19 protein-coding genes are annotated in these 21,399 nt (G+C 65.3%); 7 read left to right on the forward strand and 12 right to left on the reverse strand.

Annotated features, from left to right (window positions below; all coding sequences use genetic code 11):
• Nucleotides 1-32 precede the first annotated feature (32 nt).
• Genes tolA through ybgC form a run of 4 tightly spaced genes read right to left on the reverse strand, consistent with a single transcriptional unit; the run spans nt 33 to nt 2,755 of the window.
• Nucleotides 33-1,097 (reverse strand): cell envelope integrity protein TolA, encoded by a 1,065-nt coding sequence (gene tolA, locus EV687_RS04790; RefSeq protein ID WP_122226684.1) that lies wholly within the window; start codon nt 1,095-1,097, stop codon nt 33-35.
• Nucleotides 1,098-1,144: 47 nt separating this feature from the next.
• Nucleotides 1,145-1,585 carry an ExbD/TolR family protein gene (locus EV687_RS04795; protein ID WP_122226685.1) on the reverse strand — a complete coding sequence of 147 codons (441 nt, stop codon included), beginning with the start codon at nt 1,583-1,585 and terminating at the stop codon, nt 1,145-1,147.
• Nucleotides 1,586-1,619: 34 nt separating this feature from the next.
• Nucleotides 1,620-2,321, reverse strand: coding sequence for a protein TolQ (gene tolQ, locus EV687_RS04800; RefSeq protein WP_122226686.1), 702 nt, complete (start codon nt 2,319-2,321; stop codon nt 1,620-1,622).
• Nucleotides 2,318-2,755, reverse strand: coding sequence for a tol-pal system-associated acyl-CoA thioesterase (ybgC, locus tag EV687_RS04805; protein WP_122227216.1), 438 nt, complete (start codon nt 2,753-2,755; stop codon nt 2,318-2,320). Before ybgC ends, tolQ begins: the two co-directional genes overlap by 4 nt.
• A gap of 229 nt (nt 2,756-2,984) precedes the next feature.
• Here ybgC and purT point away from each other — a divergent pair, with 229 nt between their 5' ends.
• Genes purT through EV687_RS04820 form a run of 3 tightly spaced genes read left to right on the forward strand, consistent with a single transcriptional unit; the run spans nt 2,985 to nt 5,990 of the window.
• The gene (purT, locus tag EV687_RS04810; protein WP_122227218.1) at nt 2,985-4,217 is read left to right on the forward strand and encodes a formate-dependent phosphoribosylglycinamide formyltransferase; all 1,233 of its coding nucleotides are present in this window, start codon (nt 2,985-2,987) and stop codon (nt 4,215-4,217) included.
• Nucleotides 4,218-4,260: 43 nt separating this feature from the next.
• On the forward strand, nt 4,261-5,034 hold the full coding sequence (locus EV687_RS04815; RefSeq protein ID WP_122226687.1) for a sterol desaturase family protein: 774 nt from the start codon (nt 4,261-4,263) through the stop codon (nt 5,032-5,034).
• Nucleotides 5,031-5,990: a fatty acid desaturase gene (locus tag EV687_RS04820; protein ID WP_122226688.1), complete on the forward strand. Its 960-nt coding sequence runs from the start codon at nt 5,031-5,033 to the stop codon at nt 5,988-5,990. Before EV687_RS04815 ends, EV687_RS04820 begins: the two co-directional genes overlap by 4 nt.
• A gap of 37 nt (nt 5,991-6,027) precedes the next feature.
• Here EV687_RS04820 and EV687_RS04825 read toward each other — a convergent pair whose 3' ends face one another.
• The gene (locus tag EV687_RS04825) at nt 6,028-6,948 is read right to left on the reverse strand and encodes a LysR family transcriptional regulator (RefSeq protein ID WP_122226689.1); all 921 of its coding nucleotides are present in this window, start codon (nt 6,946-6,948) and stop codon (nt 6,028-6,030) included.
• Between the two features lie 134 nt (nt 6,949-7,082).
• Here EV687_RS04825 and EV687_RS04830 point away from each other — a divergent pair, with 134 nt between their 5' ends.
• From EV687_RS04830 to EV687_RS04840, 3 genes are all read left to right on the forward strand, one after another.
• Nucleotides 7,083-8,177, forward strand: a complete 1,095-nt coding sequence (locus EV687_RS04830) for a tartrate dehydrogenase (RefSeq protein WP_122226690.1) — start codon at nt 7,083-7,085, stop codon at nt 8,175-8,177.
• Nucleotides 8,178-8,365: 188 nt separating this feature from the next.
• The gene (locus EV687_RS04835) at nt 8,366-9,361 is read left to right on the forward strand and encodes a tripartite tricarboxylate transporter substrate binding protein (RefSeq protein ID WP_122226691.1); all 996 of its coding nucleotides are present in this window, start codon (nt 8,366-8,368) and stop codon (nt 9,359-9,361) included.
• A gap of 62 nt (nt 9,362-9,423) precedes the next feature.
• On the forward strand, nt 9,424-10,449 hold the full coding sequence (locus EV687_RS04840; RefSeq protein WP_122226692.1) for an alpha/beta fold hydrolase: 1,026 nt from the start codon (nt 9,424-9,426) through the stop codon (nt 10,447-10,449).
• Nucleotides 10,450-10,567: 118 nt separating this feature from the next.
• On the opposite strand, the gene typA is transcribed toward EV687_RS04840, so the two are convergent.
• From typA to rimP, 6 genes are all read right to left on the reverse strand, one after another.
• Nucleotides 10,568-12,400: a translational GTPase TypA gene (gene typA, locus EV687_RS04845; protein WP_122226693.1), complete on the reverse strand. Its 1,833-nt coding sequence runs from the start codon at nt 12,398-12,400 to the stop codon at nt 10,568-10,570.
• A gap of 54 nt (nt 12,401-12,454) precedes the next feature.
• Nucleotides 12,455-13,429: a tRNA pseudouridine(55) synthase TruB gene (truB, locus tag EV687_RS04850; protein ID WP_122226694.1), complete on the reverse strand. Its 975-nt coding sequence runs from the start codon at nt 13,427-13,429 to the stop codon at nt 12,455-12,457.
• A gap of 3 nt (nt 13,430-13,432) precedes the next feature.
• The gene (rbfA, locus tag EV687_RS04855) at nt 13,433-13,813 is read right to left on the reverse strand and encodes a 30S ribosome-binding factor RbfA (RefSeq protein ID WP_122226695.1); all 381 of its coding nucleotides are present in this window, start codon (nt 13,811-13,813) and stop codon (nt 13,433-13,435) included.
• 24 nt (nt 13,814-13,837) lie between these two features.
• On the reverse strand, nt 13,838-16,681 hold the full coding sequence (gene infB / locus EV687_RS04860) for a translation initiation factor IF-2 (RefSeq protein ID WP_122226696.1): 2,844 nt from the start codon (nt 16,679-16,681) through the stop codon (nt 13,838-13,840).
• Nucleotides 16,682-16,707: 26 nt separating this feature from the next.
• On the reverse strand, nt 16,708-18,210 hold the full coding sequence (nusA, locus tag EV687_RS04865) for a transcription termination factor NusA (protein WP_122226697.1): 1,503 nt from the start codon (nt 18,208-18,210) through the stop codon (nt 16,708-16,710).
• A gap of 86 nt (nt 18,211-18,296) precedes the next feature.
• The gene (gene rimP, locus EV687_RS04870) at nt 18,297-18,911 is read right to left on the reverse strand and encodes a ribosome maturation factor RimP (protein ID WP_122226698.1); all 615 of its coding nucleotides are present in this window, start codon (nt 18,909-18,911) and stop codon (nt 18,297-18,299) included.
• Nucleotides 18,912-19,399: 488 nt separating this feature from the next.
• Between rimP and EV687_RS04875 the strand changes: the two genes are divergently transcribed.
• Entirely contained in the window at nt 19,400-20,059 is a 660-nt protein-coding gene (locus EV687_RS04875) for a DUF2889 domain-containing protein (RefSeq protein WP_122226699.1), read from the forward strand.
• 31 nt (nt 20,060-20,090) lie between these two features.
• Here the strand turns inward: EV687_RS04875 and EV687_RS04880 are convergent, their stop codons facing one another.
• Nucleotides 20,091-21,329: a sugar transporter gene (locus EV687_RS04880; RefSeq protein WP_162846552.1), complete on the reverse strand. Its 1,239-nt coding sequence runs from the start codon at nt 21,327-21,329 to the stop codon at nt 20,091-20,093.
• Nucleotides 21,330-21,399: the final 70 nt, after the last annotated feature.

Genomic DNA, 21,399 nt, shown 5'->3' on the forward strand with positions numbered 1-21,399 from the left:
TGATTGCCACGGCAAGGCGCCGCGGCAGTGCGTCAGTCGTTCGGCCGGAAGCCGATGGTCAGCTGCGAGGGCACGCGGCCATCGGTGTCGCGCGGCAGTTTCTGCGTCTTGTCGATGGCACGCAGCACCGCTTCGTCCCAGGCCGGATTGCCACTGGAGCGGGTGATGCGGCGGCTGATGATGGTGCCATCGGCAGCAGCGCGCACATCGACCTCGGCGCGTGGATTGCCGGCAATCGCCTGCGGATAGACGATGTTCGGACGGATGGCCGCCACCACCCTGCCCGCATAGCCACCCGATGGCCCGGCGCTGCGCTGCGCATTGCCGGTAGCGCTGGGGCCGCCGGTGGCACCGGCCAGTCCCTGGATGCGGGCCAGCTCCTGCTGACGGCGCTGCTCGGCCTCGCGCGCTTCCTGCGCTTCGCGTTTCTTGCGCTCTTCGTCGCGCTTCTTCTTCTCCTCGGCCTCCTTCTGCTTGCGCTCCTCTTCCAGGCGCAGACGTTCGGCCTCGTCCTTCTTCTTTTGCTCCTCGAGTTTTTTCTGCCCCTCGAGCTTCTTCTGCTCTTCGAGTTTCTTCTGATCCTCCTGCCGCTTCTTTTCCTCGGCTTCCTTCTTCTTGCGCTCTTCCTCCTTGCGGGCCTCTTCCTTGCGCAATTCCTCCTGGCGCTTCTGTTCTTCCAGGCGTTTCTGCTCGGCTTCCTGCGCCTGACGGCGGCGCTCGGCCTCCTGTTCCTTCTTGCGCTCGGCTTCGAGCGCGATTTCCGGATCGGGTGCGGGTGGTGGCGGAGGTGGCGGGGGCGGCTCCGGGGCAGGTGGAGGAGGCGGAGGCGGTGGTTCCGGTGCGGGCGCGGGAGCCGGCGGCGCGGGTGGAGGCGGCGGCTCCGGCGAGACCGCGCGGGGAGCGGCCTGTTGCGGCAGGCTGGACCAGAGCTCGGCCTCGACGGCGGCCGAGTCGCTGTGGCGTTTCCAGTTCGCGCCAATCACCATGATGCCGATCAGGCCGGCATGCACCAGCACCGCCAGGGCCACGGCGCGCAGGCGCATCGGTGGCTTGGGCGGTGTCAGCGGGATTTCGTGCAATCGCGGGGATGGAGGCATGGCTTGCGGGTATGCGGTCTGGGCACAGCGAGACGGGGAGGAACGGCCTACTTCTTGTTCAGCAGGAAGGCGACGCGCTTGGCCCCGGCCTGATGCAGGGCATCGAGCGCGCCCGTCACGTACTCATAATGCGCGGCCTTGTCGCCGACGATGACGATGGCCACCTGCTCGGGCGGGCGGCCCTGCTGGATCTGCTCTTCCTGCCATTGCACGGCCAGTTCGCCGAGCTGCTCCAGATCGGTGCCGCGGGTTTCGTTGCCGACCTTCCATTCGAGCTTGCCGTCCTTGTCGACCAGCACCTGGGCGATCACCGGCGGCGCCTCGCCTGCTGCCCCGGAGGTAGGCGCGTTGATGACGCCGGGGGTGATCATCGGCGCCGTGACCATGAAGATGATCAACAGCACCAGCATCACATCGATGAAGGGCACCATGTTGATTTCGTTCATGGTGCGGCGGCGGGTGCCTTTGCGTGCGGACAGAGCTGCCATGGCGTGCGTCCTTTTCGTGCTCGGTGCTGCTTGCTCAGTGGCTGGCCGCGCCGCCCTGGCTGGCGTTGAGGTTGCGCTGCAGGATGTTGGTGAACTCGTCGCCGAAGGTCTCCATGCGGATGGCGGTGCGGTCGATCTCGCGCGAAAAGCGGTTGTAGGCAATCACGGCCGGAATCGCGGCAAAGAGACCCATCGCGGTAGCCACCAAGGCCTCGGCAATGCCCGGCGCCACGGTGGCCAGCGAGATCTGCTCCATGCCGGCAAAGCCGGTGAAGGCGTGCATGATGCCCCAGACGGTGCCAAAGAGGCCCACGTACGGCGCGATCGAGCCAACCGTGCCGAGGAAGGAGAGGCCGTTCTCGATCTGGTCCATCTCGCGGTTGAAGCTGGCCATCATGGCGCGGCGCGCGCCGTCGAGCAGCGTCTCGGCGTGGTTGATGTGGCGCTCGCGCAGCTTGTGGTACTCGCGCATGCCGCTGGCGAACATCCGCTCGAGCGGACCGGCGTTGCGGGCATTCTGCACAGCGGCGGTATAAAGGTCGTTGAGGCTGGCGCCGGACCAGAAATCCTCTTCAAACTCGCGGTTGAGCCCGCGCACCTGCTTGAGGCCGATGGACTTGCGGAAGATCACCGTCCAGCTGGCGATCGAGCCCAGCACCAGAATCAGCATAACGGCCTGCACCACCCAACTGGCGTTGAGGATCAGGTGCGCAATGGACATGTCTTGAGCGTTCATGAAGAGAGTTTTTCGAGGATGTAATCTGGAATCCGGCTGGGACGCATGGTCTCTGCACCGACCCAGCCGATGCGCACCTGCGCGTCGCACAGAGGCACATTGCCCCGTGGGTCGATGCGCAGCACCTGCTGCAGCATTGTCAGCGAAGCCCGCCCCGCGCTTTGCAAACCCGCGGTAACAAGCAATTCATCGTCCAGTCGGGCAGGAGCGAGGTAGCGCAGCGACATCCCGGTTACGACAAACATGCCGCCCGATTGTTCCCGCAACTGGCGCTGGCCGAGACCCAGCGCACGCAGCCAGTCGGAACGCGCGCGCTCCATGAACTTGACGTAATTGGCGTGGTAGACGATGCCGCCGGCATCGGTATCCTCCCAATACACCCGCAGGCGCAAGCCGAATGGCGCCTGTGTGTCGTCAGTGGTGTGGTCAGCCATGCCGGTCAACTTGCCTGAAGGGAAATGCCTGTCGCCGCGCCCGATCCGGGGATCAGCGGATCGGCCTGGACCGCCCCGCTGCGCGCGGTGCATGTGGTACATGCGGTGCGTTGCCGCGATTGTAGTGATTCCCGCGAACCCGGCGACAAACAAAACCGGCCAAGCCCGATGCGTGCATTACCATGTCGCTCTTTCTTCGACTCTATGACAGAACAAGGACGGGATGGTCATGACGACTCTGGGCACCCCCCTGGCGCCCCACGCCACGCGCGTGATGCTGCTGGGCAGCGGCGAATTGGGCAAGGAAGTGGTGATCGAACTGCAGCGCCTGGGCGTGGAAACCATTGCGGTGGACCGCTATGCGCACGCGCCGGCGCAGCAGGTCGCGCATCACGCCGTCACCCTCGCCATGACCGACCCGCAGGCCCTGCGCGCGCTGATCGAACGCGAGCGCCCGGCGCTGGTGGTGCCTGAGATCGAGGCCATTGCCACCCCGGTGCTCGAAGCGCTCGAGGCCGCCGGCACCGTGCGGGTGATCCCCACGGCCCGCGCCGCGCGCCTGACGATGGACCGCGAGGGCATCCGCCGCCTGGCGGCCGAAACACTGGGTCTGCCCACCAGTCCCTACCAATTCTGCAGTTCGCTGGAAGAACTGCGCGCGGCCATCGACGGCCAGGACGGACAGTCCGGCATCGGCTACCCATGCATCGTCAAGCCGGTGATGAGCAGTTCGGGCAAGGGCCAGAGCCGCATCGACGGCTCCGCCGACATCGCGCACGCCTGGCAATACGCCATGGACGGCGGGCGCGTCAGCCATGGCCGCGTGATCGTCGAGGGCTTCATCGACTTCGACTACGAGATCACCCAGCTGACCGTGCGTGCCAAAGGCGCCGGAGGCACCATTGAGACCCACTTCTGCGAGCCCATCGGCCATATCCAGCAAAGCGGCGACTATGTCGAGAGCTGGCAACCCCACCCGATGAGCGCGGCGGCGCGCCAGGAGGCGCAGCGCATCGCCCAGGCCGTCACCGACGATCTGGGCGGCCAGGGCCTGTTCGGCGTCGAACTGTTCGTCAAGGGCGACCAGGTCTGGTTCAGCGAAGTCAGCCCCCGCCCGCACGACACCGGCATGGTGACCATGGCAACGCAATGGCAGAGCGAGTTCGAGTTGCATGCGCGTGCCATCCTCGGCCTGCCAGTCGACACCACGCTGCAATCGCCTGGCGCCAGCGCCGTGATCTATGGCGGCGTCGATGCCGAGGACATCGTTTTTGCCGATATCGAAAAGGCTCTGGCGGTACCGCAAACCAGCCTGCGCCTCTTCGGCAAGCCCGAAAGCTTCGTCAAGCGCCGCATGGGCGTGGCCCTGGCCCGCCATGATGATCTGGGCATTGCCCGCGAGCGGGCCAAGGAAGCGGCCAGCCGCGTGCGCCCGGGCAAGCCGCCCGAAGATGCACGCTGAGCGCGAAGGCCGCACGCCATCTGAGCGGATGTAAAAGACCAGCATGCCCCCAGCAGCAGGCACCGGATCCCTCACCGCAGCGCAATGGTTCACGGCGCTTTCGGCCTGGGAAGTCATGGCGCTGGGCCTGGTGTTCTTCAGCCTGCTGTATGTCGGGGGTGGTGTGCTGATGGGCGCGCTGACCAGTGGCCTGGCGCGCCTGGGTCGCGGCCACACGCTCGATGAACGGCCCCTGACGCGCGCCCAGCTGCATGCCGAATGGCGCCAGTCGTTCCATTCGATCCTGATCTTCGGCACCGGCATGATCGTGCCATGGGGCTTCGTGCAAGTCGGCTGGGCCCAGTTTGCCGAACAGGCCGGCGCGCTGCGCATGGCACTGGAGGTGGCGGTGCTGATGATCTGGAACGACGTTCATTTCTGGATCAACCACCGCCTGCTGCACACCCGTGCGCTGATGCGCTTCCACCGCGACCACCACCGCTCGGTGCGCACCACCCCCTGGTCCACCTACAGTTTCCATCCGGTGGAGGCGTTGATGCTGGGCAACGTCATCCTGCTGCCGATGGTGGTGCATGACTTCCACTTCTGGTCGCTCGCGGCCGTGCCGGTGCTGAGCCTGCTGCTCAATGTGGTGGGGCATTCGAACTACGAGTTCTTTCCCTCAGTCTCCGACACCCATCCGCTGGCGGCCAGCCGCCGCCACCACCTGCACCATCATCGCCCGCAGGGCAACTTCGGCTTTGCGCTGGCCTTCATGGACCGGCTCATGCATACCAGCGCGGCGTCCCGCTCCGATACCCGCCACCGCGTGCCATGACGGCATCGACATGGGCATCGCCCTCGCGGACAAGACGGGCCGGATGGACCGGCCTCCCGCGCCTGCGGCATGGGCGGGACTGGCAGTCCATCGCCTACCTGCTGGCATTGCCGCTGCTGGTGGCCTGGCAATGGTGGCAGGGCTGGCACCCGGTGCCGTATGCGCTGGTGCTGTTCCTGACACTGGGCACCGGCGTGATCCACCACAACCACACGCATGCGCGCATGTGGCATGGCCGCTGGGCCAACCGCCTCACCGACTACTGGCTGACCCTGTTGCAGGGCCACCCGACCTTTGTGTTCTGGCCCGCGCATGTGGCCAACCACCATCGTTTTCGCCACGGCCCATGCGATGCCACCCGCACCTACCGCTTTGGCGGCGACCACAACCATCTGTGGGGCTACCTGAGCCATCCGGTGCTGGCGGCCTGGGTGCTCTACCCCCTCTTCATCGGCTGGCTGGGGCGGCTCAGACGCCGCTGGCCCGGGGCATTCCACTACTGCATGGGCCAGTATGCGCTGTGGCTGGGCAGCTGGGCGCTGCTGCTGGCGATCGACTGGCAGAAGGCGCTCGTGCTGGTGATCGTGCCGCAACTGCATGGCCTGCACTGGCTGCTGGCCACCAACTACCTGCAGCATGCCCATGCCGATGGCCGTCCCGTCAGCCGCAGCCAGCGCCTCGCTCCGCATGCGCCGCTCAACTACGCGCGCAATTTCGAGGGCCTGGTCAATCCGCTGCTCTTCAACATCGGCCTGCATACGGCCCACCACGAACACCCGCACGCGCACTGGTCCGAGCTCGTCCGGCTGCACCGGCAGCACTACCAACATCGCGTCGACCCGGCCCTGAGCGAGCGCGGGCTGCTGCGGTACATGCTGCGCGTCTTCGTGCTCGGCATCGTGTGGCCACCCGCGCGCAGCCGGCCGCAGATGCCAACGGGATTCATGCCCGAATGAGGCGCTTGCACTGCTTTCGCCTGGGCCACCGCACCACTCACGACGGCAGCCAGTGCGCCAGTGGATGTTCACGAAACGCCCGCTGGAGAAATTCCACGCAGACGCGCACTTTGGCCGAGGTGGTCAGGCGCGACGGATACACCGCCCAGATATTGGCCTCCTGCCGCCATTGCGGCAGCACCACCTGCAGTTCGCCACGCTCGATCAGCGGCCCGACATCCCAGCTCGAGCGCAGGATCACACCGCGACCGTCCACCGCCCATTGCACGGCCACTTCGCCATGATTGGTCGAAAGCGGCCCGCGCACCTTCACCACTTGCTCCTCCGCACCCGCGCGCAACCGCCAGACGCCAAAGGGATGATCGCGTTCCTTGATCACCAGACAGTCGTGGCCCGACAGCTCGGCAAGACTGCGCGGCTCGCCACGTCGCTCCAGGTAAGCGGGCGAGGCACACAGCACCCGATGATTGCGTGCCAGCGGCCTGGCAATCAGATGGGGCGCGATCTCGTCACCCACCCTCACATCGAGATCGAAGCCTTCGCTGGCGACATCCACCAACCGATCGAATACTTCCAGACGCAACTGCAGCCGAGGGTACTGCTCGGCCATGCGCGAGAGCAACGGCGCGACGACATTCCGGCCAAAGCCGAAGCTGCTGCTGATGCGCAGGCTGCCAGCTGGAATGGCACGTGTGATGGCCGTCTCCTGCAGCAGTTGCTCGACGTCATCGAGCACGCGCTGCGCCCAGTGAAAGACCCGCTCGCCGTCCTCCGTCACATGCACTGACCGGGTCGTGCGATGCAGCAGCTTCACGCCCAACTGCTGCTCCAGCAGGCGAATACGCTTGCTCACATACCCCGAGGAAACCCGCAATTCTTCGGCAGCAGCCACAAAGCTCGTCAGGCGCGCAACCACGATGAACACTCGCAAATCGTCGTTGGATGGAAGATTAATCACGATTCGTGCGCAATATTTTCACAAAATGAATATTGTATTTGAAGTGTGCACGAACAAGAATCCATCCATCACGCACTGCGGTCGAGCCCCAGCGGCTCTGCCCTCCCCCCGAGATCATCAGAGGAGTTATCAACATGTCCCAGAACCGCCGCTACCGCGTCGCCGCCATCGCCGGCGATGGCATTGGCAAGGAAGTCATGCCCCAGGGGCTGGCCGTCACGCAACTGGCCGCACAGCGCTTTGGCATCGACGTCGAGTTCGTGCACATCGGCTGGGCCAGTTGCGACTACTACGCCGAACACGGAAAAATGATGCCCGACGACTGGAAGGCCCAGCTACAGGACCTGGATGCCATCTATTTCGGCGCCGTCGGCTGGCCTGCCACCGTTCCGGACCATGTGTCACTGTGGGGCTCGCTGCTGAAGTTCCGGCGTGAATTCGACCAGTACGTCAATCTGCGACCGGTGCGCCTGTTCGAAGGGGTACCAGGCCCCCTGGCCAACCGGCAGCCCGGTGACATCGACTATCTGGTGGTGCGCGAGAACACCGAAGGTGAATACACCTCGGTAGGCGGCCTCATGTTCGAGGGCACCGAGCGCGAAATCGTCATCCAGGAATCCGTGTACTCGCGGCACGGCACGGACCGCGTATTGCGCTACGCCTACGAACTGGCCCAGAAGCGGCCACGGCAGAAACTCACCGTAGCAACGAAGTCCAATGGCATCGCCATCAGCATGCCGTGGTGGGACAGCCGCGCAGATGCCATCGGCAAGGACTATCCGCAAGTGCAGGTCGACAAACAGCACATCGACATTCTCTCGGCGCGCTTCGTGCTGCAGCCGCAGCGTTTCGACGTGGTGGTGGCCTCCAACCTGTTCGGCGACATTCTCTCGGACCTGGGCCCCGCCACCACTGGCACCATCGGCCTGGCCCCGTCGGCCAATCTGAACCCCGATCGCCGGTTTCCGTCACTGTTCGAGCCCGTGCACGGTTCGGCACCGGACATCTACGGCCAGGGCATCGCCAACCCCATCGCCATGATCTGGTCTGGCGCACTGATGCTGGACTTTCTCACCGAAGGCCAAGGCCAGGGCCGGGCCGCCCACGACGCCATCGTGCAGGCGATCGAGCATGCGCTGGCACAGGGGCCGCGCACACCGGACCTGGGCGGCTCGGCAAGCACCGCCGAGCTGGGCCAGGCCATCGCACAGCGCCTGCAGGCTGGCTGAGAACCTGCTCACGATCTTTTCGAGGGTCACGCAGGCGGCCAAAAGTGCAGAGGGCAAGGGGCGGGGGCAACGCCACCCGATGCGTTTTTCAACTCCGGCCCTTCGGGTTGCCCACGAAAAGATCGTGAACAGGTCCGGCCGCCTGATTCCAGCCGCAAACGGACAACAAAGACAAACAGGAGACAAACATGAACCATTTCCCCAACCTGCATCCGCGCCGCCAACTGCTGCTGGCCGCAGCCAGCGCCGGGCTGGTATCCCTGCTGCCACGGCCAGGCCGGGCCGCGCTGCCATACCCGAGCAAGCCGATCAAACTGGTCGTCGGTATCGCCGCCGGCAGTACCACCGATTTGCTGGCGCGCGTGGCAGCGCGCCATCTTTCGGATGCGCTCGGTCAGTCGGTCGTCATCGAGAACCGCCCCGGGGCCGGTGGCACCCTGGGCGTCAGCTCGGTTGCGACTGCCGCCGCCGATGGCCATACCTTGCTGTTCGTGAGCTCTTCGCTCCCCACCTTCCCCTACTTCTACAGCGGCCTGCGCTTCGATCCGCTCAAGAGCTTCGTCTATGCCGGCGGGCTGGCCCAGGGCGGCATGGTGATGCTGACACGCCCCGATGCGCCCTGGCAGAACCTGGCGGATTTGATCGCCTACGCGAAATCCAGACCAGCCGAGGCGGTCAGCTATGCGTCTGCCGGCGTGGGCAGCATCGCCTACCTGTACTCGGAGTTGTTCGGGCACCTCACGGGTCTGCAATTTCTGCATGTGCCTTACCAAAGCTCCGCAGCGGCACTCGCCGACCTGCTGTCGGGCCAGGTGGATTTCGTCTTCGATGGCACCACCACCGCTCTGCCCCAGGTCCAATCGGGCCGCACGCGCGCCCTGGCATACTCGGACAGCCGCCGCACGCCCTTCCTGCCGCAAGTGCCAACCATGCAGGAGGCTGGGGCGCCGGAGTTTTCACAGCGCACCTGGTTCGGCCTGGCTGCGCCAGCGAGCACCGATGCCGCCATCATCGAGAAGATTTCCCGGGCCGCGCAGGCCTTCACCGCTTCGCCAACCTACCAGAAGGAACTCGCCGACGCCGCGCATGAGCCCCTGACGATGACGGCTGCTCCATTCCAGCAATTGATCGAGAACGACACCAGCATGTGGGGCGACGTCATCGCGAAGATTCGCAGGGCATGATGCCAAGATTCCTTCAACCATGCCCGGTGACGGCTCATTCCATAATTTCCTCCTGCTGAAACATGACGACCACTGAGTTTGCTTCCATCGGTGCGCTGCGCCTGACCTCGGGAACGGTGTTGCCCGACGTGGTCATCGCCTACAGCCGGTATGGCACGCTGGCGCCCGATGGCCGCAACGCCATCGTCGTCACGCATGGCTATACCGCCAATCACGGCCTGCTGGCGCAAGGCAGCGGGGTCGCCGAAGGTGCCTGGGCCGGGCTGATCGGACCAGGCAGGCCACTGGATCCGCAGCGCTATTGCATCCTTTGCCCGAACATGCTGGGCTCTTGCTACGGCAGCACCGGACCAACCAGCATGGATCCCGACAGCGGCCGGCCGTATGGCGCCGATTTCCCCGACATCACATTCCACGACATCGTTGCATCACAGCGCCAGTGGCTCGATGCGCTCGGGGTGCGCCACCTGCGCGCCGTGATGGGTCCCTCGCTCGGTGGATTTCAGGCATTGCAATGGGCGGTCGATCATCCGGACTTCGTCGACTGCGTCGGCGCCATCGTCTCCGGCCCCTGCTTGCCAGCCAGCCCGGCCATGTCGCTGCCGGCGCTGCAGCAGGCGCTCGACATCGGCCGCGCCGCCGATGACGGCGAGATGGACGCCAAAGCGGCCATGAACGAGGCCCTGCGCCGCATTCGCCTGCAGACACTTGCAAGCTACGGCATGCCGCAGGTGCTGGCCGCGCAAGGTGTGCCTGCGGATATGCTGGGCCGCAGACTCGAGCAGATGGCAGCGGCCTGGGCCGAAAGCTTCTCGCCACACAGCCTGGTGGTGCTGCTCAAGGCGGCCCAGGCTTTCGATGTCCGGCCCCAACTTGCATCGGTGCGTGCCGAGGTCCTGCATGTGGTCGCGTCCAGCGACACCCTGTTCCCGCCCGACGAAGCCGTGCACCGGCAAATGCAGCGCATCCAGGGGCGGCTGCGCCATCAGGTTCTGCAGACAGAGCTGGGCCATTCCAGCTCCGGCCCATTGCATGCCCAATGGGGGCCGGGCCTGCGGGACATGCTCGCAACAGCCCCGTCCGCATAGGCTCCTCGGCGCGCCCCCTCGCCGCAGCACTGGTCCTCCACAAACAAGAAACCGGTGCCGCAGAATCCTGCAGCACCGGTTTGCTCAAGGGCACTCAAGGATGAGGCCCCGAATCACATCACGCCAGCGCCGAGTTCTTCGCACGCTTGCGCTCGTGCTCCTTCAGATGGCGCTTGCGCAGGCGGATCGACTGCGGGGTGATCTCGACCAGTTCGTCGTCGTCGATGAATTCCACCGCATACTCCAGCGACATGTCGATAGGCGGGGTGATCTTGATGGCGTCTTCCTTGCCGCTGACGCGGAAGTTGGTCAGCTGCTTGGTGCGCGTGGCGTTGACCACCAGATCGTTGTCGCGGCTGTGGATGCCGACGATCATGCCCTCGTACACCGGATCGCCGGCCTTGACGAACATGCGGCCACGGTCGTCGAGCTTGCCCAGCGCGTAGGTGAAGATTTCACCATCGTCCATCGAGATCAGCACGCCGTTCTTGCGCCCGCCGATCTCGCCCTTGTGCGGCTCGTAGCCGTCGAAGATGTTGGCGATCAGGCCCGAACCACGCGTGAGGTTGAGGAATTCGTTGGTGAAGCCGATCAGGCCGCGCGCCGGAATGCGGTACTCGAGGCGCACGCGGCCACGACCGTCCGGCTCCATGTTGACCAGCTCGCCCTTGCGCTCGCCAAGGGCCTGCATCACGCCGCCCTGGTGGCCTTCCTCGATGTCGGCGGTGACCAGCTCGATCGGCTCGCAGATTTCACCGTTGATCTCGCGGAACACCACGCGCGGCTTGGAGACGGCCAACTCATAGCCTTCGCGGCGCATTTCCTCAAGCAGAATGGTCAAGTGGAGTTCGCCGCGGCCGGAGACCTCGAAGACGCCGTCCTCGTCGGTTTCCTTGACGCGCAGCGCCACGTTCGAACGCAGTTCCTTCTGCAGGCGGTCCCAGATCTGGCGGCTGGTGACGAACTTGCCTTCACGGCCAGCCAGCGGGCTGGTGTTGACGCAGAAGTTCATGGTCAGCGTCGGCTCGTCGATCTTGAGCATTGGCAGCGGCTGCGGATTGACCGGATCGGTGATGGTCTCGCCGATGCCAATGTTCTCGATACCATTGACCAGCACGATTTCGCTGGGGCCGGCTTCGCTGGCCTGCACGCGGTCCAGGCCCTGGAAGGTCAGCACCTGGTTGATGCGGCCCTTGTAGGTCTCGCCATCGGTGCCCTGGGCCACCAGCACTTCCATGCCCGGGCGGATGGTGCCCTGCTTGATGCGGCCAACACCGATACGGCCAACGAAAGTGGAGTAATCCAGCGCCGAGACCTGCAGCTGCAGCGGCGCACTGGCGTCGCCCTGCACCGAGGGCACGTGCTGGAGGACGGTGTCGAACAGCGGCGACATGTCCGTACCCCAGGTCTCACCGGGCTCGCCCTCTTCGAGCGAAGCCCAGCCGTTGATGCCGGAGGCGTAGACCACCGGGAAGTCGAGTTGCTCGTCGGTCGCGCCGAGCTTGTCGAACAGGTCGAAAGCGGCGTTGATGACCTTGTCCGGATCGGCGCCGGGCTTGTCCACCTTGTTGACCACGACGATGGGCTTGAGGCCCAGTGCCAGTGCCTTCTTGGTGACGAAGCGGGTCTGCGGCATCGGGCCTTCCTGCGCATCGATCAGCAGCACCACGCCATCGACCATCGACAGCGCGCGTTCGACCTCGCCGCCGAAGTCCGCGTGGCCCGGGGTATCGACGATGTTAATGTGCGTGCCCTTCCAGGTCACGGCACAGTTCTTGGCCAGGATGGTGATGCCGCGCTCGCGCTCGATGGCGTGGTTGTCCATCACGGTGTCGACGACTTTCTCATGGTCGGCGAAGGTGCCGCTCTGGCGCAGCAGCTGGTCCACCATCGTGGTCTTGCCATGGTCGACGTGGGCGATGATGGCGATATTGCGAATTTCTTTGGTCATGGTTGCTAGGGCTTGGGAAAACGGTTGGGGGGTGTATCGGACATCAAGCAATGATCAGGCCACCGCCGCGCGGGCTTCATGGAACTGCAGCAATGCCTGCTGGATTTCGGGAGGACTGAGCAGCCGGTCGGCAATCAGCTCGCCCTGCTGCACATGGGCCACGCCCAGCAGCGCCTCGGGCTGCTCGCCGAACACGGCGACCGCTGCGGCATCGGGCCAGTCGCCACGGCGGCGCATGCCGCTGAGGAACCGGCCCGCCTCATCCGGAGGCAGCACGATGCGTGGATGCTCGTGCAGCAAGATTTCCACTGGATGAAGCATGCGCAGCCGGGCGGCATCATCGAGCGCCTCGAGCTGGTCGAGGGTGATGGCCTGCGCGACATGCAGGTTGCCGGTCTCGACGCGTCGCAGCATCGTCAGATGACCACCGCAGCCCAGGGCTTCGCCGATGTCCTCGCCGAGGGTGCGGATGTAGGTGCCCTTGCTGCAGCGCACGCGCAGGTCGACGAAGGGCTCCGCGCCGCCGAGTTCAAAACCCAGCAACTCCAGGTCGTGGATAAGCACCTGGCGCGCCGCACGCTCGACGGTCTCGCCGTCGCGGGCGTACTCATAGAGCGCCTTGCCGTCCTTCTTGAGCGCGCTGTGCATCGGCGGCACCTGTGCGATCGGACCGGTAAAGTCGTCGAGTACCTGCACCAGCTGCCCCACCGTGCAGGCCACCGGCCGCTCGCGCAGCACCTCGCCTTCCGCATCCGCGGTGCTGGTCGTCACACCCAGGCGCACACGCGTCTCGTAGGTCTTGTCGGCCTCGAGCTGCAACTGGCTGAACTTGGTGGCCGCGCCAAAGCACAAGGGCAGGATGCCGCTGGCAAGCGGATCGAGCGTGCCGGTATGGCCCGCCTTTTCGGCGCGCAGCAGCCACTTGGCCTTTTGCAAGGCCTGGTTGCTGGAGAGTCCCAGCGGCTTGTCGAGCAGCAACACCCCGTGCACAGGGCGCCGCTGCACCCTGACACGGGTAGGCGCTGTCATGGCTTACTCCGTCTCTTCCTTGCCGCGCGAATCGACGGCCTTGGCGATCAGCGCGTTCATGTCGGCCGCGCGCTCGGGCGTGCGGTCGAAGATGAAGTGCAGCGTCGGCACGGTGTGGATCGACAGGCGCTTGAAAAGGCCATTGCGCAGGAAACCCGCAGCCTGGTTGAGCGCCTCCAGGGTTTCCTCCGCATTGCCGACCAGCACGCTGACATAGACCTTGGCGTGGGCATAGTCGGGCGTGACCTCCACGCTCTGGATGGTCGCCATGCCCACGCGCGGGTCCTTGAGCTCGCGCGCAATCAACTCGCTCAGATCGCGCTGGATCTGATCGGCCACGCGGTAGCCGCGGTTGAAGGACGGGGTGTTGCGTCGTGTCGCCATCGTGGTGTCGTTCGCCTGCGCCGCTTACAGCGTGCGGGCAATCTCCTTGATGTCAAAGAATTCGAGCTGGTCGCCCTCACGGATGTCCGTGTAGTTCTTCAGCTTGATACCGCATTCGAAGCCCTCACGCACTTCCTTGACGTCTTCCTTGATGCGGCGCAGCGAATCGACTTCACCCGTGTAGATGACCACGTTGTCGCGCAGCAGGCGGAAGTGCGAACTGCGCGTGACGAAGCCCGAGGTGACGTAGGAGCCCGCCACCGTACCAATCTTCGAAGCGACGAAGACGGTGCGGATGTCGGCCGTACCGGTGACTTCCTCACGCTGCTCCGGAGCCAGCAGGCCCGACATGGCGGTCTTGAGCTCGTCGACGGCGTCGTAGATGATGCCGTAGTAGCGGATGTCCACGTCATTGGCCTCAGCCAGCTTGCGCGCGCCGGCATCGGCCCGCACGTTGAAGCCGATGATGATGCCGCCGGAGGCGATCGCCAGGTTGACATCCGACTCGCTGATGCCGCCCACGCCCGAATACACCACCTGCACCCGCACCTCTTCGGTCGAGAGCTTGAGCAGCGATTGCGACAGCGCTTCCTGCGAGCCCTGCACGTCGGCCTTGATGAGAATCGGCAGGGTCTTGACCTCGCCGGCCGTCATGTCGGCAAACATGTTCTCCAGCTTGGCGGCCTGTTGCTTGGCCAGCTTGGTGTTGCGGAAGCGACCGGCACGGTAGGTGGCGATTTCGCGCGCACGGCGCTCGTCGTTCATCACCATGAAATCGTCACCCGCCTGCGGCACCTCGGTTAGACCCTGGATTTCCACCGGGATCGACGGGCCCGCCGCATCGGTGCGCTGGCCGTTCTCGTCAGTCATGGCGCGCACGCGGCCATAGGTCTGGCCGGCCAGCACCACGTCGCCGACCTTGAGCGTGCCGGACTGCACCAGCACGGTGGCAACCGGGCCGCGGCCCTTGTCGAGCTGGGCCTCGATCACCAGGCCCTTGGCCATGGCATCGACCGGAGCCTTGAGCTCCAGCACTTCGGCCTGCAGCAGCACGTTCTCGAGCAACTCGTCGATGCCCTGACCGGTCTTGGAAGAGACCGCGATGAAGGGCGACTCGCCGCCGTATTCCTCCGGCACGACTTCCTCGCCCACCAGTTCCTGCTTGACGCGATCGGGGTTGGCATCGGGCTTGTCGGCCTTGGTGATGGCCACCACGATGGGCACCTTGGCCGCCTTGGCGTGCTTGATGGCTTCCTTGGTCTGCGGCATCACGCCGTCATCGGCCGCCACCACCAGGATGACGATGTCGGTGGCTTGCGCACCACGGGCACGCATCGCCGTGAAGGCCTCGTGACCCGGGGTGTCGAGGAAGGAGACGATGCCGCGCGGCGTCTTCACATGGTAGGCGCCAATGTGCTGGGTGATGCCGCCGGCCTCGCCCGAGGCGACCTTGGTGCGGCGGATGTAATCCAGCAGCGAGGTCTTGCCGTGATCCACGTGGCCCATGACGGTGACCACCGGCGCGCGCGGCAGTTGCTCGGCCTGGTACTGGATGGCCTCGTCCTCGGTGAAGGCTTCCGGGTCGTCCAGTTGCGCCTGGATCGCCTTGTGGCCCATTTCCTCGACCACGATCATGGCCGTATCCTGATCCAGCGGCTGGTTGATGGTCACCATCTGGCCCATCTTCATCAGCGCCTTGATCACCTCGGAAGCCTTGATGGCCATCTTGTGCGCCAGTTCGGCCACCGTGATGGTCTCGGGCACGTGCACGTCGAGCACGCGCACTTCCTGCGGCGCCGCTTCCTGATGGCGGGACTGGCCACGCTGGTTGCGGTCGTTGCCACGGCGGCCCTTGGGGCCGGCGCGCCAATTGCTGCCGCCACGGCCCGCGCCACCGGTATCGCCGCGGGTCTTGATTTCCTTCTTCTTGCCGTCGTCGGCCGTCCAGCTCGAGGACAGGTCCGAAGATTTGATTTCCTTGGCCTTGCGCCCGCCTGCGGGCGCGGCCGTGCCGGTCGCGACCTTCTTCTTGTCGCCACTGTCGGCCGGCTTGGTGAGGGTGCCCTTCTTCGCGTCGGCGGCAGGCTCCTCGGGCTTCTTGGCCACCAGCACCTTGCGCGGTGCGGACATCATCGAACGGATCGCGGCGGCCTCGGCCTCGGCCTTGCGGCGGCGGTCCTCCAGATCGGCGGCGCGCTTGGCCTCCTCGGCAGAACGCTGCTGGGCTTCGGCCTCGGCCTTGCGGCGGGCTTCGTCCTGCTCCTTGGCGCGTTGCTCGGCTTCGGCCTTCTGCTCCTGCACGGTCTGCTGCTTCTGCTGCGCTTCGCGCGCCTTCTTCTCAGCCTCCTGCTGGGCATAGGCGGCGGCGCGCTGGTCGGCTTCGCGCTCCTTGCGCTCGCGTTCCTGGCGCTCGGAGCTTTCGCGGGCCAGATCCTCCTCCTGGCGGCGCAGCAATTCGGCGTTGCGGCGGGCCTCGGCCTCGCGGCGCTCCAGATCCTGCTGCTGGGCCTGCTCGGCGGCCGTCTCGGCCACTTCGGCGGCGGGCGCAGCGGCTGCCGGCACCTCATCGCGCTTGACGAAGGTGCGCTTTTTGCGGGTCACCACATTGATGGTGCGCGCCTTGCCGGTCGCGTCGGCCTGCTTGATCTCGCTGGTCGAGCGCTTGGTCAGGGTGATCTTGCTGCGCTCGCCGCCCTCGGCATGGCCGTGCGTGCTGCGCAGGTAGGTGAGGTAATGCTGCTTGTCGACATCGCTGATGGCGTCGTCCACCGAAGCTTTTTCGATGCCTGCGGCCTTGAGCTGGCGCAGCACGGCTTGCGCGTCCTGCTTGAGCTCGGTGGCAAATTCGGTAATGGTGCTATTGGACATAAATCTGTTCTCTACCTCCCTGACTCTCAGGCCTCGGACCCGGCGGCATCGCCATCGAACCAGTGTTCACGCGCTTTCATGATCAACGCCGTGGCGGCGGCCTCATCGAGGCCGGTCATCTCCACCAGTTCGTCGGTGGCCAGATCGGCCAGGTCATCCAGGCTCAGCACCTGCTTGTCCGCCAGCTTGGCGAGCAGTTCGGCATTGATGCCTTCCAGGTCGCGCAGGTCCTGCGATACCTGGGCCACGCTTTGCTCACGGGCGATTTCCTGCGTCAGCAGCGCATCCTTGGCACGGGCGCGCAGCTCATTGACGGTATCCTCGTCAAGCGTCTCGATCTCCAGCAATTCCTGCAGCGGCACATAGGCCACCTCTTCCAGCGTGGTAAAGCCTTCCTCGATGAGGATGTCGGCGATTTCCTGGTCCACGTCGAGCTTGCTCATGAACAGCGCGCGGATCTGGTTGTCCTCGCTGGCCTGCTTCTCGGCGGATTCGGCCGCGTCCATGATGTTGATCTTCCAGCCCGTGAGGTCGGAGGCCAGGCGCACGTTCTGGCCGCCCCGGCCAATCGCGATAGCGAGATTATCCTCGTCCACCACCACATCCATGGCGTGTTTTTCCTCATCGACCAGGATGGACTGCACGTTGGCGGGCGCCAGCGCACCGATGACGAACTGCGCCGGGTCTTCCGACCACAGCACGATGTCCACGCGCTCGCCGGCCAGTTCATTGGTCACCGCATTGACCCGGGTGCCGCGCACGCCCACGCAGGTGCCGATCGGGTCGATGCGCTTGTCGTGCGAGAGCACGGCGATCTTGGCGCGCGAGCCGGCATCGCGGGCGCAGGACTTGACTTCCAGCAGGCCCTGCTCGATCTCGGGCACCTCGTTGCGGAACAACTCGACCATGAACTCCGGCGCCGTGCGCGAGAGCAGGATGGGGGCGCCGCGCAGCGTCGCATCGACCTCGGTAATGATGGCGCGCACGCGGTCGCCATTGCGCAGGTTTTCCTTCGGAATCATCTCGGTGCGGCGCAGCCGGCCCTCGACGCGCCCGCTCTCGACGATGGCGTCACCGCCCTTGTCGATGCGCTTGATGGTGCCGGTGAAGATCTTGTCGCCACGCGAGAGGAAGTCGTTGAGCAGCATTTCGCGCTCGGCCTCGCGGATCTTCTGCAGGATGACCTGCTTGGCCGCCATCGCGCCAATGCGGCCGATGGGGATGGACTCGACCGGCTCCTCGAGGTAGTCGCCGACCTGGACGTCCGCACGCAGATCCTGCGCATCCATCAGCAGTTCTTCCGCATCGGGGTTTTGCAGACCCGCGTCGTCGGGCACCACCAGCCAGCGGCGCACCGTATGGTAGTCGCCGGTCTCGCGATCGATGACGACGCGGATGTCCACGTCCTCCTTGTACAAACGCTTGGTGGCCTGTGCCAGCGCCGATTCGATGGCACTGAAAACCACATCACGTTCTACGTTCTTCTCCAGCGAAATGGCATCCACCAGCATCAACAGTTCGCGATTCATGCAACGATACTCCTGAGAATCTTTCTTGATCGAGTTGTCCGATTCAAATCCACCTGCCACCAGGCCCCGGCCTCGAGGCCGCGGGCTCAGCCGCGCGCCTTGCGGCCCTTGAAATCCACGATGGGCGCCAGCCGCACTTCCTTGACTTCGTCGAGCGTGAAGCCAAGCGCCTGGGCCGGTGGTGGTACATATTTCTTGCTGACCTTCTGGCCCGGCTTGCGCACCGGCTCATCGGTCCAGACGATCTGCCAGCCGCCCTCCTCGGCCGACTCCAGCACGCCACGGAAACGCTTGCGATTGGCGTTGACCTGGCCCTGCGCGGCAGCACCAATGGGCGCCAGCAGGGTCACATCCACCACCTCGCCGGCAAAGCGGCGCAAATCCGTTTCATTGCGCAGCAGCCGGTCGATGCCCGGCGAGGACACCTCGAGACGGGCGTAATCGGCCCCCTCGACCTCCAGGGCAAACTGCAGCTGGCGCGTGACGGTCTCGCAGTCCTCGACGGTGAGCACGCGCGGCGGCAAGACTGCCGCCGCGGGCTGCACCTCCTCATCGGCGTGCGCATCCTGCACCGCTTCCAGGGCCGGCTGCCAGGGCACATCGATCGTCACACGCAGCAAACCGCCAGCGGAGCGCTCGAGCTCCACCAGTTCATATCCCAGACCGGTCACGATCTGCTCCACCACCTGCTGCAATGCCAATCGACACCCCTTTACGCCATCGGAAGCCGACGCCGGCCCCAGGGCCCGCGCACCAGCTTCCACACAAACACAAACAACCCGCAGGCGCACGCCCCGGGTTGAATGCATCGTCTGTCAAGACACCCCAGCCCCGCGCCCGCAGGGAATTCGCCAATAAAAAAGGGCGGTTGATGATCCGCCCGATTGGTCGAAATTGATTCGGCAGTCATTGTAATCGAAGTTGCCGCCCTGCGCAAAGACTGCAGCAGGCATCCATGCCATTCCCGCCGCCGCGAGACATGGCGCTTGCCGGCACAATCGCGCTGGCAAGTAGTGCTGGTAAATCACGCTGGCAGTCACTGTGGCAATCGTCCTGGTGACAGCGGCGAACGATGCGTTGCCGCATCATGGCGACAATGCATGCCCGATACCGGCGCCATCTTCTGATGGATCGCAGCAGTCGGTCTCCAGCCAGACCCACAAGCCCAATCCGTTTTCTCCCCACGCCAATGCCATTGCCTCCACCCGCCGCACGCCGGCCGGCACATACCCGCACCACCGCCTTCCGAGGCTACCAGCGCGACGATGGACTCTGGGACATCGAAGCCGAGATGCAGGACACCAAGCCTTTCGCCTTTGCCCTCAACAACGGCCGCGAACTGGCGCCGAACGAGGCGATCCACCATATGCACATCCGCGTCACGGTCGACGAACAGCTGGTGGTGCGCGACATCGCCACCGTCATGGGCAGCTTCCCGCACGGCCAGTGCGCCGAGGCGGACCGGCACATGCGCCGCATGATCGGCAGCACCATGGGCAAAGGCTGGCGCAAGAGCATCGACCGGCACCTGGGCGGCGTCGAGGGCTGCACACACATGCGCGAGTTGCTCTACAACATGGCCACCGCGGCCTTCCAGACCATCGCACCCCAGGTGCTGGCACGCTGGCACGGCGCCGATGCCGGGGCGCAGACACTGCCACCGCCGCCACACCTGGGCGCCTGCATGACCTGGGATTTCAATGGCCCCGCCGTCGAGCAGATCTACCCGATGTACTTCGAGTGGCCGTTGCGCCAGGACAACACCGCCGCACCAGGCACCCCGCCCTCCGGGCGGCACCAGGCACCGGCGGAGTCAACGCCAGCCGTCGCCGTGCCCGAAGCCGACTGAACACTCCCCTGCCGGTGCGACCGCGAAAGAGTCAGTCCCCGTCCTGCAGGCGGCCCTGCGCAAAGCCGCTGCGGTAATGCCACAGTGCAAACACGCACCAGAGCAGCCCCACCGTGCCGAGCACGCCGCCGATCACGCCCACATACTGCATGCCCAGGTGCACGCTGACCTGGTTGCCCAACAGCGCTCCCGCACCGATGCCGATGTTGTAGATGCCAGAGAAAAGCGCCATGGCCACGTCCGTGGCATCGCTGGCCAGTCCCAGTACCCGCGCCTGCATGGCCAGCCCGAATGCCAGGATGGCCGCACCCCAGACCACCGACAGCCCCAGCAGCGACACCTCGTGCCGGGACATGGGCAGCAGCAACCACAGACAGACCATCACCAGGCCGATCGAGCCGACCAAGAAGACCGAGGGCTTTGCCTGCCCCTTCCAGCCGAACAGCACGCTGCCGAGCATGCCCGCACCGCCGAAGAACAGCAGCACCACGGTGGTGACATGGCTGCTCATGTTGGCAACGCCCTGCACGAAGGGCTCGATGTAGCTGTATGCGGTGAAATGGGCGGTCACCACCAGCACCGTCAGCACATACAGGCTCACCAGCGCAGGGCGACGCACCAGCAGCGGCAGGCTGGCGATCGAACCACTGTTATGACTGGGCAGCAGAGGCAGCAGCCGCATCAGGCAAACAAGCACCAGCGCGGCCACCACGCCGATGGCCAGGAAGGTCATGCGCCAGCCCAGCACCTCGCCGACCACCCGCCCGAGAGGGATGCCCAGCACCATGGCGATGGAGGTGCCGGTTGCCAGCAATCCCAGTGCCTTGCCTTTCCTGCCATGTGGAGCGATACGCACCGCCAGCGAGGCCGTGATCGACCAGAAGATCGCATGCGCGAACGCAATGCCGATGCGCCCGAGCACCAGAATGGTGAAATTGGGTGCCGCCGCGGCCACACCATGGCTGACGATGAACAGCAGGAACACCCCGGCCAGCAGCCTGCGCCGCTCCATCGCGCGGGTGGCCAGCATCAGCGGCAAAGACATCAGCGCCACCACCCAGGCATAGATGGTGATCATCAGGCCGACATGTTCGGTCGGCATCGCAAAGGTCTGGCCAATGTCGCTGAGCAACCCCACCGGCACGAACTCGGTGGTGTTGAAAATGAAGGCCGCCAGGGCCAGCACGATCACGCCAAGCCAGGCGCGCAGATGTTCGTCGCGGGGCGGCATGGCCGGCGCGGGAGAGGTCGAAGAGGATGAGGAGGACATAGGAGGGAGACCACGAAAAAAGGCGCCGCACGGCCAGGGTCTGTCTCAATCATCCAGGTCCCGGTGCCGC

It is taken from the genome of Corticibacter populi (genome assembly GCF_004217315.1).
Taxonomy (GTDB): Bacteria; Pseudomonadota; Gammaproteobacteria; order Burkholderiales; family Burkholderiaceae_C; genus Lampropedia; species Lampropedia populi.

What these genes read in the sequence shown, in the direction of transcription:
- tolA (WP_122226684.1), bottom strand. Translation starts at nt 1,097, where the DNA reads ATGCCTCCATCCCCGCGATTGCACGAAATCCCGCTGACACCGCCCAAG.
- EV687_RS04795 (WP_122226685.1), bottom strand. Translation starts at nt 1,585, where the DNA reads ATGGCAGCTCTGTCCGCACGCAAAGGCACCCGCCGCCGCACCATGAAC.
- tolQ (WP_122226686.1), bottom strand. Translation starts at nt 2,321, where the DNA reads ATGAACGCTCAAGACATGTCCATTGCGCACCTGATCCTCAACGCCAGT.
- ybgC (WP_122227216.1), bottom strand. Translation starts at nt 2,755, where the DNA reads ATGGCTGACCACACCACTGACGACACACAGGCGCCATTCGGCTTGCGC.
- purT (WP_122227218.1), top strand. Translation starts at nt 2,985, where the DNA reads ATGACGACTCTGGGCACCCCCCTGGCGCCCCACGCCACGCGCGTGATG.
- EV687_RS04815 (WP_122226687.1), top strand. Translation starts at nt 4,261, where the DNA reads ATGCCCCCAGCAGCAGGCACCGGATCCCTCACCGCAGCGCAATGGTTC.
- EV687_RS04820 (WP_122226688.1), top strand. Translation starts at nt 5,031, where the DNA reads ATGACGGCATCGACATGGGCATCGCCCTCGCGGACAAGACGGGCCGGA.
- EV687_RS04830 (WP_122226690.1), top strand. Translation starts at nt 7,083, where the DNA reads ATGTCCCAGAACCGCCGCTACCGCGTCGCCGCCATCGCCGGCGATGGC.
- EV687_RS04835 (WP_122226691.1), top strand. Translation starts at nt 8,366, where the DNA reads ATGAACCATTTCCCCAACCTGCATCCGCGCCGCCAACTGCTGCTGGCC.
- EV687_RS04840 (WP_122226692.1), top strand. Translation starts at nt 9,424, where the DNA reads ATGACGACCACTGAGTTTGCTTCCATCGGTGCGCTGCGCCTGACCTCG.
- typA (WP_122226693.1), bottom strand. Translation starts at nt 12,400, where the DNA reads ATGACCAAAGAAATTCGCAATATCGCCATCATCGCCCACGTCGACCAT.
- truB (WP_122226694.1), bottom strand. Translation starts at nt 13,429, where the DNA reads ATGACAGCGCCTACCCGTGTCAGGGTGCAGCGGCGCCCTGTGCACGGG.
- rbfA (WP_122226695.1), bottom strand. Translation starts at nt 13,813, where the DNA reads ATGGCGACACGACGCAACACCCCGTCCTTCAACCGCGGCTACCGCGTG.
- infB (WP_122226696.1), bottom strand. Translation starts at nt 16,681, where the DNA reads ATGTCCAATAGCACCATTACCGAATTTGCCACCGAGCTCAAGCAGGAC.
- nusA (WP_122226697.1), bottom strand. Translation starts at nt 18,210, where the DNA reads ATGAATCGCGAACTGTTGATGCTGGTGGATGCCATTTCGCTGGAGAAG.
- EV687_RS04875 (WP_122226699.1), top strand. Translation starts at nt 19,400, where the DNA reads ATGCCATTGCCTCCACCCGCCGCACGCCGGCCGGCACATACCCGCACC.
- EV687_RS04880 (WP_162846552.1), bottom strand. Translation starts at nt 21,329, where the DNA reads ATGTCCTCCTCATCCTCTTCGACCTCTCCCGCGCCGGCCATGCCGCCC.